11 protein-coding genes are annotated in these 13,942 nt (G+C 59.7%); 4 read left to right on the forward strand and 7 right to left on the reverse strand.

Going from position 1 to position 13,942, the window contains the following annotated elements; genetic code table 11:
- The 3 genes from XI05_RS01175 to XI05_RS01185 all read right to left on the reverse strand — a co-directional run.
- Positions 1–1,119: hypothetical protein (locus XI05_RS01175; protein WP_271498113.1), on the reverse strand; the 1,119-nt coding region annotated here is incomplete at its 3' end.
- A gap of 73 nt (positions 1,120–1,192) precedes the next feature.
- Positions 1,193–1,759, reverse strand: a complete 567-nt coding sequence (locus tag XI05_RS01180; RefSeq protein WP_271498115.1) for a hypothetical protein — start codon at positions 1,757–1,759, stop codon at positions 1,193–1,195.
- 141 nt (positions 1,760–1,900) lie between these two features.
- Positions 1,901–2,518 carry a sigma-70 family RNA polymerase sigma factor gene (locus XI05_RS01185; protein WP_271498117.1) on the reverse strand — a complete coding sequence of 206 codons (618 nt, stop codon included), beginning with the start codon at positions 2,516–2,518 and terminating at the stop codon, positions 1,901–1,903.
- Positions 2,519–3,371: 853 nt separating this feature from the next.
- Between XI05_RS01185 and XI05_RS01190 the strand changes: the two genes are divergently transcribed.
- The 4 genes from XI05_RS01190 to XI05_RS39605 all read left to right on the forward strand — a co-directional run bounded on the left by XI05_RS01190 (position 3,372) and on the right by XI05_RS39605 (position 8,535).
- Positions 3,372–3,566, forward strand: a complete 195-nt coding sequence (locus XI05_RS01190) for a hypothetical protein (protein WP_271498119.1) — start codon at positions 3,372–3,374, stop codon at positions 3,564–3,566.
- A 99-nt stretch (positions 3,567–3,665) separates the two neighbouring features.
- Positions 3,666–4,916: an HlyD family efflux transporter periplasmic adaptor subunit gene (locus tag XI05_RS01195; protein WP_271498121.1), complete on the forward strand. Its 1,251-nt coding sequence runs from the start codon at positions 3,666–3,668 to the stop codon at positions 4,914–4,916.
- A 3-nt stretch (positions 4,917–4,919) separates the two neighbouring features.
- Entirely contained in the window at positions 4,920–7,313 is a 2,394-nt protein-coding gene (locus XI05_RS01200; protein WP_271498122.1) for a peptidase domain-containing ABC transporter, read from the forward strand.
- Between the two features lie 517 nt (positions 7,314–7,830).
- Positions 7,831–8,535 (forward strand): NYN domain-containing protein, encoded by a 705-nt coding sequence (locus XI05_RS39605; RefSeq protein ID WP_442869218.1) that lies wholly within the window; start codon positions 7,831–7,833, stop codon positions 8,533–8,535.
- Between the two features lie 496 nt (positions 8,536–9,031).
- Here the strand turns inward: XI05_RS39605 and XI05_RS01215 are convergent, their stop codons facing one another.
- The 4 genes from XI05_RS01215 to XI05_RS01230 form a co-directional block, all read right to left on the reverse strand.
- On the reverse strand, positions 9,032–10,063 hold the full coding sequence (locus XI05_RS01215) for an IS110 family transposase (protein ID WP_271498124.1): 1,032 nt from the start codon (positions 10,061–10,063) through the stop codon (positions 9,032–9,034).
- 273 nt (positions 10,064–10,336) lie between these two features.
- Complete coding sequence (locus tag XI05_RS01220) at positions 10,337–11,350, reverse strand: ABC transporter substrate-binding protein (RefSeq protein WP_271498126.1); 1,014 nt, start codon at positions 11,348–11,350, stop codon at positions 10,337–10,339.
- A gap of 481 nt (positions 11,351–11,831) precedes the next feature.
- Positions 11,832–12,800: an ArdC family protein gene (locus tag XI05_RS01225; protein WP_271498128.1), complete on the reverse strand. Its 969-nt coding sequence runs from the start codon at positions 12,798–12,800 to the stop codon at positions 11,832–11,834.
- A gap of 608 nt (positions 12,801–13,408) precedes the next feature.
- The gene (locus XI05_RS01230; protein WP_271498130.1) at positions 13,409–13,936 is read right to left on the reverse strand and encodes an isochorismatase family protein; all 528 of its coding nucleotides are present in this window, start codon (positions 13,934–13,936) and stop codon (positions 13,409–13,411) included.
- Positions 13,937–13,942 lie beyond the last annotated feature (6 nt).

Here is a 13,942-nt window from a genome sequence, read left to right on the forward strand (position 1 = left end):
TGCGAGTGCCGGCGGCAACGCCGCTTCGACTGGCGCAAGCGCACCAACCATGCCGTCCGGCAGCGTGCCCGCGGTGTCCGCCAACGTCGTGGGCGTCGGCTGCGCCGTCGCCTCGAGCGGCGCGATGGCGCCGGCCACGTTGTTGCGCAGCGTGCTCACGGTGTCGGTCATCGCCGCGAGTGCGGGCGACACCGCTGCTTCGACCGTCCCAATCGTTCCAACCACGTGGTCGGGCAGCGTGCCCGCGTCGGCCCAGGTCGTGAGCGTCGGCTGCGCCGCCTCGACCGGCGCAATTGCGCCAACCACACCGTTGGGCAGCGTGCTGACGCTGACGCTCGCGGTCGCCAGTGTCGGCGGCACCGCCGCCTTGTCCAGCGCAATCGCGCCAACCACGCCGTCAGGCGTGCTGTCGCTCGCGGTCGCGAGCGCCGGCGGCGCTGCCGCCTCGACCGGCGTAATCCCTACCACCACTTCATTGCCCAGATCTCCAAGCACAGGAGAGGAGCTGACGACCGACGGACTATACGAGTCATAGAGCACGCTAGGCCAAATGGATTCGAGCGTTGCCCCACCAGAAGATTCGGTCATGACGAAATTGAAATCTGCCGACGGCCAGTTCACGCAATTGACGTGACTAGCGTCGGCCGAGGTGTGAGCTTGGTGCTTGAAAGAAACTGCATCTTCACCACCTCCACCCTCACTCCCATAGCTCGCAACGGCGACTGCTTCGCCCCCGGCGGTACCCGGCCTGGGCGCGTGTTCCTGCGGCTCCGCCGGGAGGCTGGCCGGATCGAGCTGAGCCACATGCGTCTCCGACGAAGCGGCCGGCCCTTTAGGCCTCTCATCCTCCGCGCCTGGCTTTGCGGGATCGCTCGCAGGCAGCTCGTCGTTCGTCCGTTGCGGCCCCGCACCCGCCTGAGCCGCTGTCGCGTCTTCGTGCTCGGCCAGCGCGGATTTGAATGTGGCAGCAAGAAACTCTTCGCAGGCAATCAGCGGCGCAATGAAGAACGACCAGGTCAAGAAATTGAAAGAGCCCGATCGCTTGTCAGCACGCTGCACTCCGGCTTCAAAACTCTTCCGCTCTTGTTCGAACAGTTCGCGCTTTTCTACCTGCTGCATGACCGGCGCCTTTCTCCTTCAAAAACCACTCTCGCCCGGCAGCATTCACCGCCAGGCGGGTCTCTTCGGCATGTCAGGCGTCCGTGCCGTGCGGCGTCGTATGCGTCGCCGTGTCGAAATGCCCTACGTCGAAGTGATCCGTTGGGCCCATCAAACCGATGGCGTATTCAAGCGCATCGTCGCAAGACATCGAAGCGAGCGCGCCGTGTATGTCACCTGAATGGTCGGGACCGTGCGAGCTGAAATCACCCGCTAACTCACCCTGGGAGAAGTCGAACTTGGCCAGCGCGTCACCCGGACTGCGATCAGTATCGCCCCTGCTGCCATCGTCAGCCGGCCCGAGGTCGCAATGGTCCTTGGGCTGGTATTCGCCGGCCTTGGCATCCTTCCAGGCGTCGTGCTCTGGGTAGTCGCCCTTGCCGTCTTTCAGGTAGGCGCCGATGCCGCCAAGCGTGGAATAATTGTCCTTGCCGTCCCCGTTCGAATACGCGTCGTTACCGCTGTGATCGTCATTCCACTTTGACTGCTTGCCGTCGCCACAGTCTTCGGGCGTGGTTGACGTGCATTCCTCGGGTGGGACGCCAGTTCCCGCAAGCTTTATGAGCCCGAGAATGCTCGTAACGCTGCTCAGGATGGACATGGCTCGCTCCTCGCCTTCGCCTTGCAACGGTCACAGCCACGTGCATCACGCGCGCGTGCGTGCCCGGATAACCACGCCGTCACCCCTACTGTCGCCGACACGCGCCTTTGGATGCAGCGGCGAAAAAAATAAGTTCATGCCTCATTCGAGCTGCCGGCGCATGGCCACGAGCTCTCTCCGGATCCACGCCTTGACGGTTCCGACAGGAACCCGGAGGTATTCGGAAATCTCCTCGTGAGTGCGCCCATCGACGATCGCCAGAAGTAGGCTGGCGCGGCGCTGTGGCTCGAGTTGATCGAGCATCGTTCGCAGCGTCATGCTGTCTGGGATACAGGACGCGGGATTCGGAACGATCTGTTCCCGCGCGCAGATGGCATTCAGAGCATCGTCCTCGAGCGCGAGCTCGCGACTCACGTTCTGCCGCATCTTGAGCGCCGTGTTGCGGACGATGGCGTAGATCCAGCCCCGGGCGGAGCCGCGCGCAGGATCGAAGTCCTTCGCATATCGGAGAATCTGCGCGAATGCGTCGTGGATGACGTCCTCGGAACGCGATCTGTCGCGTACGATCCGGTGCGCCATCGCGCGCAATTGTTCCTTTTCCCGGGCGTAGATCTTGCCGACGGCCGACTGCGATCCGGAGGCGCACTCCAGCAGAGCGGTTTCGTAATTAAACGCCGTCTCGCGATTCAAATAATTGTCGGGCCGCGCTGCGTCGGAGCAAGGCTTGGCCTTCGTTAAAGCGGCGCTTTGATGGGGCATGGCCGAAGTCACCCCTGAATAGCAAAAACCTGACTGCTCTTCACTCGCAGGGCCACCACCGCCGGATTTAATACCCTGCATTTAAACGTATTTAAATGACCCTCTTTAAAAAAAAGCGAAATCGGCTGTCGGCGAACTCAAGTCAGCAGCATCGACTTCGTTCCCGAAAGTCTTCAAAATTTTCCCCAATCGCCAAACGGGGGCGTGGTCGTCAGGGTGCAGGCGGACTATAGCGAGTCGTGCTCGCTGGCAGGTGAGCCGCTGAGAGCAGCAACATAACTCTCGAGCTGACTCCGAGAAATGGGAGTCGTCAACATGGTCGCTATGTCTCGGTTATCAGTTCAAAGCACGCATCGGATCCGACCACCCGAGTAACGCCATTGAGGGTCATTCGAAGTACCTTCAAGAAAGCCAGTCCCAATCCCTCACATTCCTCCCTCCATCAAACCTGCCGGCAACGCGATCAGCTGCGACGGCTCTGAGTGTTGTCGCGCCCAACGGGCGCTGCGACCTGCGCAGCTATCGCGATGAGTGCAGTCATCGAAATAAGCTGAGGCGCTTCCTGGACCAAGCTCGCGCCCTTGGCATGCCGACGCGCTTTCCTTCAGAAGAGGCATGTCGTCTCTCAGCCCGCGCAGAACATCCAGCAAATTAGAATGTCCACTCACCGTGACAAAGGCCGCCACTGCCGACCCGCATACGACACTGCAAAAGTCACAATGCGACGAGCGTCAAACACGTACCGCTCAAAAAATTTGCGCGACCGTGCATCCAGATTGGCATCTTGCAGCTAGTGTTGACGTGGCAAACGTTACATCAAATGTTCCGCCACTTAAATCGAAAGGAGACCAACATGCTAGAGATGACCAAACTTGCGCACCCTATCGAACTGTCTGATGAAGAGCTCGACCTCGTGGCCGCCGGCACCGGCGGTTGTGGCTGCCATGATGGCGGATCATTGATTCGAACTGGCGACATCAATGTGCTCAGCGGAAACCAAGTTCAGGTTGGCGTGCTGTCCAAGCAGTCACAAATCTTTGTTGGGTAAAGGCAGCATGCGCCGGCGAACCGCTTCTCCATGAGGGGAAGCGGTTCTCCATAGTCTTGCTATGGGAAAGATAGTCAGTGCAGTCCGCAAGGTACCTTCATGGCGACTCGCCCAGCTCTATTTCGCAAGGAAGCTGTCGACTTTCTGCATCAGCGTCACACCTGGGGCGAGGTTGTATTGCTCCAGCCCCTGTCGAGCACGCTTCTTAGCTGGAGCCTTGCGGCGCTCATTGTACTCATTTTGTGCTTTCTCTCCATCGCGCAATACGCGCGCAAGGAGACCGTCTCCGGATATCTGACGCCGGCCTCCGGCACAGCTAAGATTTTTGTACCACAACAGGGCTTTATCAAAGCCATACAAGTGACGGAGGGACAAGAGGTTGCGGAGGGTGACCCGCTCCTGACCGTAGTCACGTCCCAAATCACCGCCAATGGCGACGACGTCAATGCCACCGTACTTGCAGTGCTCACGCAGCAGCGAAATGTGGTCGAGCGCCAGATCGACGCGGAAGATCGTCGAACCACCTCGGAGCAGGATCGTCTTGCTTCCACGATCCGAGGGATAGAAGGAGAGATTGCTCAACTCGAGGACCAACGAAACATCCAAAACGAGCGGCTGAAGCTTTCGGAGAGTTTCGTAGCAACGGGCGCTAAGCTAACCGCGAGCGGTACATTGCCGCCGATTGAGCTGAAGCGTCGCGAGCAGGCCGCACTTGAGCAGAAGCAGAGCGTAGTGTCGCTCGATCAGCAGATTACCGCGCGACGCACCCAATTGACGGACGCTCGGCATACACTCGAGCAACTCCCAACCGTCGCCGCAGAGAGGATCCGGGGACTGCGCAATGAGCTCTCCTCGATCGAACAGCGCGTGGCCGAGGTCAATGGGCGGCAGGCTTACGTTATCAGGGCGCCAACGAGTGGGCGCGTGTCCACGCTGCAGGCGACCGTGGGCCAGATCGCGGATCCACGGCATATGCAGCTCGAAATCATCCCGCTGGATGCGCATTTGCAGGCGGAGCTATTCTTTCCGACGCGCGCATTTGGTTTTGTGCGCCCCGGCCAGCCGGTCAGGATTCTTTACGATGCATTTCCTTACCAGAAGTTCGGCACCTACCGCGGCAGCGTGACAAAGGTCTCTCACACGATTCTGACCGGCAACGAAGCGACCGGACCGGTCTCCCTCAAGGAACCAGCCTACCGTGTGACTGCGGCTCTCGAGCGGCCCGACATTGACGCCTACGGCCGTAAGATGCCGCTTCGGCCGGACATGCTGCTTAGGGCCGACGTGATCCTTGAGCAACGATCCCTGATGAGGTGGCTGCTCGATCCGGTCTTAAGCGCAAGGATGTAGCGCATGCAGGGACTATTGAATTTCAGCGGACGCAGATCCCTCCCCGTCATCAGACAGACGGAGGCAACTGAATGCGGGCTCGCATGCCTAGCCATGGTAGCGTCGTATCATGGTCATCGAACTGATTTGAACAGCCTGCGGCGGCGGCATCCAGTGTCCCTAAAGGGCGTCACTCTTCGCGACCTCATCCAGATAGCAGCTTACCTGGGGCTGGCATGTCGGCCGCTGCGAATCGAGATCGGCCATCTCTGCCAATTGCGTGTGCCGGCTATTCTGCACTGGGACATGGCTCATTTCGTTGTTCTGAAAGCATACAGGAAGAAGGGGATCGTCGTGCACGATCCGGCCGCCGGCGAGAAGTGGTTTCCCCTCCCTGAAGCATCGCGACATCTCACCGGGGTCGCGCTTGAACTCTCGCCCACTGAAGAGTTCCGCCGCACAGACGAGCGAGTAAGATTGCCGTTCTCGGTATTCTGGAGCGGAATGAACGGGAACACCTGTGCCCTCGCCCAAATATTAGTTCTGTCGGTGGTCATCGAAATTCTTCTTCTCGCCGCCCCGTTCTATATGCAGCTCACCGTTGACGAGGTCATCGCCAGAGGGGACGTCGATCTCCTGGTCGTACTCGGGCTAGGATTCGCGCTCCTTCTCCTGATACGGGTCGCTTCGACTGCGACCCGCTCGTTCATTATTCTTGTTCTGCAGAACACGTTGAGCTTCCAAATCGGCGCACGACTGTTTCATCATCTGGTGCGCTTACCACTCCCGTTCTTCGAGAAACGGCACATCGGCGACATCCTGTCGCGCTTCAATTCGATCGAGCCAATCCGCAATGTGCTCGCGGAAGGATTGATCACGGGCTTGATCGACGGTCTCATGTCGGTGTTGATGCTGGTGCTGATGTTCACCTACAACATCCAGCTTGGACTTGTCGTCCTGCTGGCGTTCGCGTTGTATGCCGCCCTGCGGCTTGCTCTTTTCGGGATGTTCCGGCAACGAAGCGAAGCCGCCATTCATAGTAAGGCAGACGAGAACTCCACCTTCATCGAAACCGTGCGAGCGGTGCAAAGCCTAAAGTTGCTCAATCGAGAGAACGAACGGGAGGGCCAGTGGCTGAACCGCTATGCCGCGTATATTAATGCCAACGTGCGGCTAGGTCGGGCGAAGATCAGCTTCAAGGCAATGAACGACACGATATTTGGCTTGGAGAACGTAATCACGATCTACCTCGCCGCTCGTCTCGCACTAGACAACCTCATCACGGTTGGCATGATATTCGCGTTCGTCAGCTACAAGCTGCAGTTCGCTGAGCGGACAGCGCTGCTGATCGAGAAGCTGGTGGACGTCCGTATTCTCGGACTGCACCTGGAGCGTCTTGCCGACATTGCGCTCACCCCGCTCGAGCGGGGGCACGACCGAGACCTGTCGTATATCCGACAGATTCGCGGCGCGATCGAACTGCGCAACGTCTGCTTCCGGTATGCAGAAGGAGAGTCTCTGATTCTTAACAACGTCAATCTTTGCGTTGCTCCCGGCCAATTCGTGACGATCATGGGACCCTCGGGCTGCGGCAAGTCAACTCTTATCAAGATTATGCTTGGGTTGCTCGAGCCAACGAGCGGAGAGGTTCTGATCGACGGCCTTCCGCTGGGTCAGATCGGGCCGCGTGCATATCGCGAGCAAATTGGCGCGGTGATGCAGGAGGATCAATTGTTGTCGGGGTCGATTGCCGACAATATCTGCTTTTTTGATACGACATTCGATCTGCAAGGCATGATCGATTGCGCGCGGATTGCCGGCATCCACGACGACATCATGGCAATGCCGATGAGCTACAACAGCCTCATCGGCGACATGGGAAGCTCGCTATCCAGCGGGCAGAAACAGCGAGTACTACTTGCCCGCGCCCTCTATCGCCGACCAAAGATCCTGTTTCTGGACGAGGGCACTGCACATCTCGACACCGAGAAGGAAAAAGAAATCAACTCGAATCTCCGGCACCTAAACATGACGCGCGTGAGCGTAGCGCACCGACCCGAGATTACTCATGGAGCAGATTTGATCATCCATCTTGGCACTGCGACGGAGCCATTTCGCGTCGGAATGACAAGTGGCCGACCAGCAGCGGCGCCTGAGCGAGATGTCGGAGTCACTGGTTCTGCCGCCGAAGGTGCGAAATCGACCGAGACCGCCCACGACCGCGCCACTCCCCCCGGGGATGCCACGGGCGATTGCGCGAAGCGCGATCCTGCCTCGAAGGACGCCAACGACCACTGTGATCCACACAAGGACGACCGCCAGCCGCGGAAAGACTGCAACTTCGAGCCGTCCGACGACTGCGGCAAAGCCGATAACCCGGGTGAAGCGCTGGCCAAAATCGACTTCTCACGATGCTGAGTTGTGCTCGCGCAGTCCGGATCTCCGGGTGACGTGCACGGCGCACTCGCTTCGATGTCATTCGACGACGCGCTCAGATGGGCCACCGGCCGGCCGACGTGAGACTGATCCGGTGATGGCCATATTCCGGGAGGGCAGTAACCCCATAGCCAGAGAAGATGAGGCTCCCGCGGAGCAAATTGGGTCCGCCAAGCTCGGTATCGCCATGGAAGATCACTGCAATGATTGATCGAGAGCAGCTTCAGGATATGTCCATTGACGAGTTGTGGGCGCTGCACCAAGACGTCGATTCAGTGCTGGCCGCAATGATAGCGGCTAAGAAGGAGCTGCTCGAAAGTAGGCTCGAGCAACTTCGCGACCACGGGCAGCAACCAGGAAAGGGCTCCCGCGACTCCTCTGAAACCTAATGTATCCGGCCTCTGCTTGGAGCATGTGCTCCGAGCCATCACGGATTTCGGCGCGCGTTCCCATTAGCGGATTTGATGCAAGACCACTTACCACCAGATCGACGAGACTCTTGCAACGCACGGTCGGACCATACACAAATATTGCCCGGCGTCACAGATATGTCAGCTTCCGCTCCGGAGGCAGACATCAACCGGTGCGGCTGGGGCGCGATGCTGCGCGACTTGCCAAGCATTTTGACGAGGTAATCCTGCTTTCGGGCGACAGCGATTTCCATCCGCTTGTTGCGTCGCTTCAGCGCCGAGGGGTGCGCATTACGGACATATCATCCATTGCATATCAGTCGCCGATGATCGCTGATGATTTGCGCCGGCAGGCCGACGCATTCGTTGATCTCACTGAACTACAAGCATGCGAAGGTCGTCTCCCTAGCAAATTCGCATTTGCGCTACCCTCTGGGACAGGCGTTCGGCGCTCATTGTGCGGGTCGGCCCGGCTCATCGATGGCGACACTCGCCGTCGCCGCTCGGATTGGGCACAACTTGCCAATATGGCCAAGCAGGCGAAGGCTGTTCTGAAGAGTGAGACGCTCGAGGCTGTAACCGATCGCGGCTACTTCAACCGCCCGGAGATCCTCGCGTGCAGGCATCACGGTAACTCTACCCAAACCCCAGACGTCGGGCGCCAAGTCGGAGGGCGCTTGGGTAAGCAGGACTTTGCCTATTTGTCAGTGGAGGACGCCTACCGCTGTCCAGCTGGGGAGCGGCTGCGATATCGCTACACAAGCGAAGAAGACGGCAAGATTCTGCGGCGCTAGTGGACCACGGCCTGTCAAACAATAACGTTGACTGCCCACGATCCGCCGCCTCAACGAAGCGCTTCATTCCAGCCCCCCGCAAATCGTGCGGGGATCATATCGCGCGAATCAGATCAAGCGCAGCGTTTTCACACAGCCAGGCAAAAGGCTGCCCTCGGCGGCTCCGCGATGGCTTTCCGCTCAGCCCTCGGAAGCGGACCATGCGAGCCAAGAGGGGAAGTCAGCCACGGGCCATGTGTGGACGGCTCCGGGTTAGCAAGGAGAATCTTCACTTTGCGGCGTTGGTCGGAGCAGCCATGTGTTCGGCCTGTTTGTGCGGTTCACATGACCGCTGGCCATAATGCCCTCCGCGGACCAGGTCCCGATCAAAAGCACGCATTCGAAGATGCCGTGGCCCGTATGGGTTGTCCTGATCGCCGGATCGACCGGCGCTGCATTACGTGCTGTTCGCCCTCCCAACCGTTACGTCACGCCGGCGATGTCGGCGCGATCTCGTTTAGGCCGCCAGCGCGGCCGGCTCCTGATAGCGTTCGTTCCTCGCCATCATCGCCCAGGCCATCCTCGCGAGCTTGTTGGCAAGCGCGATGGCCGCGACCTTGGTGGGCCGGCGGGCCAACAATCGCGTGAGCCATGGCCGATGATCGGTGCCATGGATCTTGGCGTAGCGGATTACGGCGAGCGCGCCAGCCTTGAACAGGCTACGCAAATAGCGATCCCCCTGCTTGCTGATGCTGCCAAGCTTGTCTTTGCCCCCGCTCGAGCTCTGCTTTGGCACAAGCCCAACCCAGGCCGAGAAGTCCCGCCCCGATCGGAAGGCTTTGGGATCGGCAATGCTGGCGACCAGAGCTGTTGCCAGCGCCGGACCGACGCCAGGGATCGCGTCCAGCCGCTTGCTCGTCGTATTTGATCGATGCCAGGCGATGATGCGGCGGTCGAACTCCAGGATCTGGGCCTTCAGCGCGCGCAATTGACCGCCAAGAGCATCAAGGCACATCCGGGCGACCTCCGGGACTCGGTCTTCGGCTTTATCGGCGACGACTTCCAGCAGTTGCTCGACGCCTCGCCGCCCGACGGGGGCGACAATCCCGAACTCGGCAAGATAGGCGCGGATCGAGTTGATGACCGCGGTCTGCTGGCGAATGAAGAGGTGGCGCGCTCGGTGAAGCATCAGACAGCTCTGTTGTTCAACCGTCTTGGTCGGCACGAACCGCATGTTGGGCCTCGTCACCGCTTCACAGATCGCCTCCGCGTCCGTAGCGTCGTTCTTCTGCCGCTTGACGTAGGGCTTCACATAGGCCGGAGGCATCAATCTCACCGTATGTCCCAACGCCTGCAATTCACGGGACCAATGGTGCGATGATGCGCAAGCTTCGATCCCCACCAGGCATGGCGGCAACTTTTGGAAAAACGCCAAGACGTGGCGGCGCCTCAACTGACGGCGTACGACCACCTGGCCGGCAGCATCAACGCCGTGCACTTGGAAGACCGACTTCGCAATATCAAGGCCAATCGTCGAAATTGACTGCATAGGCTGCTCCTCCGAATCGTGGGAGCCTCAAAACGGCACCCACTCCTTGGCACTCTCGTGCCGGCGGAGGAGCCGTCCACAGCATCATGAGCGGACTCGATCACCGAAGTCGCAGCAGCAACCAGCTTGGCGGTCTTGAGATTGACAACAAGTTCAAATCGCACAGCTTGAGAATACAATATATCGCCTGCATTCGCTCCTCCACGTGCTGCGGACCAATGTCCGCATTTCAGGTCAACTTTGGGCGGCCAAAAGCGGACTTGTGCATCATCCTTATTCGATCACCTCGCTCGCACGCGCGATAAGTGATGGCGGCAACGAGAGATCCAGCGCCTTCGCCGTCTTAAGGTTGACGATCAGTTGCAGTTTGGTTGGCATATAGTAAGGAAGTTCGCTCGTTTTCGCGCCTTGTAGTATCTTGTGAGCATAACCAGCCGCACGAGTACCTATCTCAGCGAGATCAACCGCATAGGCTGCCAGACCGCCGAGCTTGGCGTATGCGGCAAACGGATAAATGGCGGCCAATCGGTTCGCTTGCGCCAACTCAATAATCAATCGGCTCTGGGCTCGATTTTCGGCAGCCGCAGTAACAAGAAGACCGTCTGCATTTTCCTGAACCATTGCCGCAATGACGCGTCGGTACTCGGCCGGGCCGCTAGGGCTGTCCACGGGAGGCCCGAGAATTGCCAGAGCCATCCGCTTGGCTACTTGCCCCAAAGGAAGCCCGTAAGCTTCCCACGAAAGTCGCGGCGTAAGCAGGCCCACTTTGGACAGAGTAGGTTTAATCTCGCGCAATATTTCCAGATACTTTCCATGGATGTCGATGCTCGCATCAGCGCTGAAGCCGGTGACGTTGCCTTCCGGCCGCGACAGGTTGGAAAGAATCCCAAACAGATTTGGGTCCCCCGTGATTGCAATTATTGGAATAGTAATCGTCGCGTCGCGCAAGTACTCCAAGGGGCGAGCGCCCGTCACTACGATCAGGTCCGGTTTCAGGCTGACCAATTCTCGCGCCACTTCCGCGTAACGTTCTGGCTTACCCTCGCCAGATCGACGCTCCACTACGAGATTTTTCCCTTCAGAGTAGCCGAGCCGTTCCAACTCAATGAAGAAAGCAGGATAGAAAGGGTCATTTGCTTTCTCATTCATCACGTCCGTCGGAGCAACCGCGTGGACCACCGCAATGTGCTTAATAGTTGCTGGTTGCCGCGCCCCTGCTAAGAACGGCCATGTCGCCGCGCTGCCAAGTGCGGCCATCAATTGCCGCCGTCCGATTGTGGCTGGCATGTGCCTCTCCCAACCGCGGGCCGCCTATCAATCATATATCACTCGACGAGCACGCTGTCTTCATTGGCTGAATAGGCACCATCGCATCAGCCTGCGGGTGGCGTCTCATTCTACTACTTCTTACGACGCACTATGGCAGCAAAGCCAAGCGTGGTGCTCTTTGTCTGCTCTGGGTCTTGGCTGTGTGAAAACGGCAGGATGCTTGAGGGCGATAGAAGAAGCTATTCGTTCAAGACCGTCTTAGCGGTCAACCTCGCAAGCGCATTAAACTTAGAGAACGAACTGAAGAATGTAATTCTAGCCGTGTTTCGATCTTTCGCGTTTTTACACAGCCAGGGTCAAAACACGAAGAACTCAGGTTGAGCAAATCTGGTCTGCTCTGCCGCGATGAGCGGACCCCCGTCAGAGGTGGCGCAACCTCGCAGACGGGCCCAATTCCGGGCGCGATCCAAACTCGCCGCGTCGCAAAGCAACGGATTGGTTACGGACCAATCTCGGGCTGTGTCGCGGTCGCGGAGGTCTCGCCGGCTGCTGCGAATCCAAGCAGAAAGTCGGCAGCCTTTGAGGCCTTGCTGGCGGCGCGGAAGATTGCTCGGCTGTCTTTCCGAAGGACCTTGAGCCACGAGCCGAGGTAATCGGCATGGCGCACGGTGGGCTTGATCGCCAGCGCGGCGCAGACGAAGGCAGCGGTCAGTTCGGCGATCAGTTCCTCCTTGGCGTAGAGCTTTGAGCCGAATGCGCCCAATTGGTCCCGGTTCAAGCGCGACGGGTGGCCGGTCCAATGCCCAAGCTCGTGAAACAGCGTTCGGTAGTAGTTGATCTGCTCGAAAAAGGCGGGCTGTGGCGGGACGTGGACCGCGTCCTCTGAAGGCGAGTAAAAGGCCTTGGCGCCGCCGATGCGGATATTGGCGCGCGTTGCGGCGGTGAGCGCTTCGGCCTGCGGCACGATCTCTCGCTCGGGCAAGGCTGGTGCTTCCGCAAGACAATGGTCCGGCAAGTTGTCGCACTGATCGACGTTGAAGACGGTGTAGCGCCGCAGGAATGGAATGGCCGCCCCTTCCGCTTCCTGTCCGCCTTGAGGCGTGCGCCCCGTCTCTCCCTGCTCGCGTTTGGGAACGAAACGATCGGCATAGCAGACGGTGGCGCCGTGCTCTCCCTTGCGCACTGACCCGCCGAGACTCGAGGCTTGGCGAAAGGTGAGCCAGCGCGACGAGGCAAAGCTGCAGTCAAACAGCCGTCCCCACAGGATCAGGACGTTGATCCCCGAATAGGTTTTGCCCGTGGCTGCATTTCTCGGCAGGGTGAAAGCCTGACTGCCACCACCAGCGCCCCAAGGCCGGGCCCACGGGCAAATGCCCGCTTCCAGATCCGCAACGATGTGAGCGGTGATTTCTTCGTAGAGACTTGCCTTCGGCTTGGCCGCGCGATGGTGGGTTGAACTGTCGGACATGACGATCCCCGCTCGCTCCTCTTCCGCGCCCTGCCCCCGAAAGGCGGGGTGGGCGGCGAAGAGCGACCGGAAAGCCCCGAACGCGAGAGGCGGACCGCACCGGAACGGCCGGAGCAATAGCGGAGGACCGCGCCAAGGACACAGGCGACCTCGAGCGCCCCTAACGAGGCGCGGTTGCGGACCGCCGGTTCGGGGCTATGCGGGAGCGCCGCCCACCCCGCCTTCCGGGGGCTCATCAAAAGCGCCGGCCGCCCGCGGCCGGCTCCTCAAAGCATCGCCCCAAACGATCTCGGCGACGTCATCGGGACTGACGCGTGCGGTCGATTACAGGGCAAAGCGCAGGCTCCCAGGTCGTGGACAGCGTGTGTTTGCGCCAGGGATCGAAGCCGCAAGGCCGAGACCGCAAAGCGGGCTCGGTTTACGAGAGCCCGGCCCGCAAGCGGCAGCTTGCGGGAGGCGCCATGTTAGAAAGGAAATCCCAAAACCCCGCCTGACGGCCTGATGGTCAGAGACGCGGCCCATTCGAGGCGAGCTTGGCGGATCGGCTCGGAGAGGATGAACGAGACCTCGGCAACCAACGAGAAGACTTCGAGGCTGGCCGCCGTGTTCTACTTCAGCAATTGCCGGATTTCCCCGATCAGACCGTGATCGCCAAGGCACACGGCCCACTCCAGCAATGTCTGGCGAACAGTCGTCACGAGCATGCCATGGAGCACCAGACGGTCGAACATCGGCCTCCGTTCGGCTTCGCGCCTCGCGGCCGACAGATCTGATAGGAGGCGTATATCGTAGCCCCGCGCGGCGCCCTCCAGGGCTGTCATAAGCACATCCTCCTCGAGCCAGGCGCCCGCGAGATACAGGAAGCGAAAGTCGTCTTGCACCATCCGTTGGACAAACCGCTCATCCTTCCAAAGAAGCTGTCCATCAAGCGGAATCATTTGAAAGACTTGCCCCGTGTGCGCGGCCGATGTTTGCAGCTTGCAGTCGCCCACGGCTAACGGGGTGACGCCCAATATCCGACACCCCGCCTCCAGAAGCGGGAAATTCTCGATATGGGCATCTACCTCCGGAGCGCCGGTCCTCACCCAGTCAGGATTCAAGATGACGGCGACGCTCTGCCTCGGGTCTGCCAGCATGGATCA

It is taken from the genome of Bradyrhizobium sp. CCBAU 11357 (assembly GCF_028128865.1).
Taxonomy (GTDB): domain Bacteria; phylum Pseudomonadota; class Alphaproteobacteria; order Rhizobiales; family Xanthobacteraceae; genus Bradyrhizobium.

Coding starts and splice junctions, on each gene's coding strand:
- XI05_RS01230 (WP_271498130.1), bottom strand. CDS start 13,936: ATGCTGGCAGACCCGAGGCAGAGCGTCGCCGTCATCTTGAATCCTGAC.
- XI05_RS01220 (WP_271498126.1), bottom strand. CDS start 11,350: ATGCCAGCCACAATCGGACGGCGGCAATTGATGGCCGCACTTGGCAGC.
- XI05_RS01195 (WP_271498121.1), top strand. CDS start 3,666: ATGGCGACTCGCCCAGCTCTATTTCGCAAGGAAGCTGTCGACTTTCTG.
- XI05_RS01185 (WP_271498117.1), bottom strand. CDS start 2,518: ATGCCCCATCAAAGCGCCGCTTTAACGAAGGCCAAGCCTTGCTCCGAC.
- XI05_RS01225 (WP_271498128.1), bottom strand. CDS start 12,800: ATGTCCGACAGTTCAACCCACCATCGCGCGGCCAAGCCGAAGGCAAGT.
- XI05_RS01180 (WP_271498115.1), bottom strand. CDS start 1,759: ATGTCCATCCTGAGCAGCGTTACGAGCATTCTCGGGCTCATAAAGCTT.
- XI05_RS01215 (WP_271498124.1), bottom strand. CDS start 10,063: ATGCAGTCAATTTCGACGATTGGCCTTGATATTGCGAAGTCGGTCTTC.
- XI05_RS01190 (WP_271498119.1), top strand. CDS start 3,372: ATGCTAGAGATGACCAAACTTGCGCACCCTATCGAACTGTCTGATGAA.
- XI05_RS01200 (WP_271498122.1), top strand. CDS start 4,920: ATGCAGGGACTATTGAATTTCAGCGGACGCAGATCCCTCCCCGTCATC.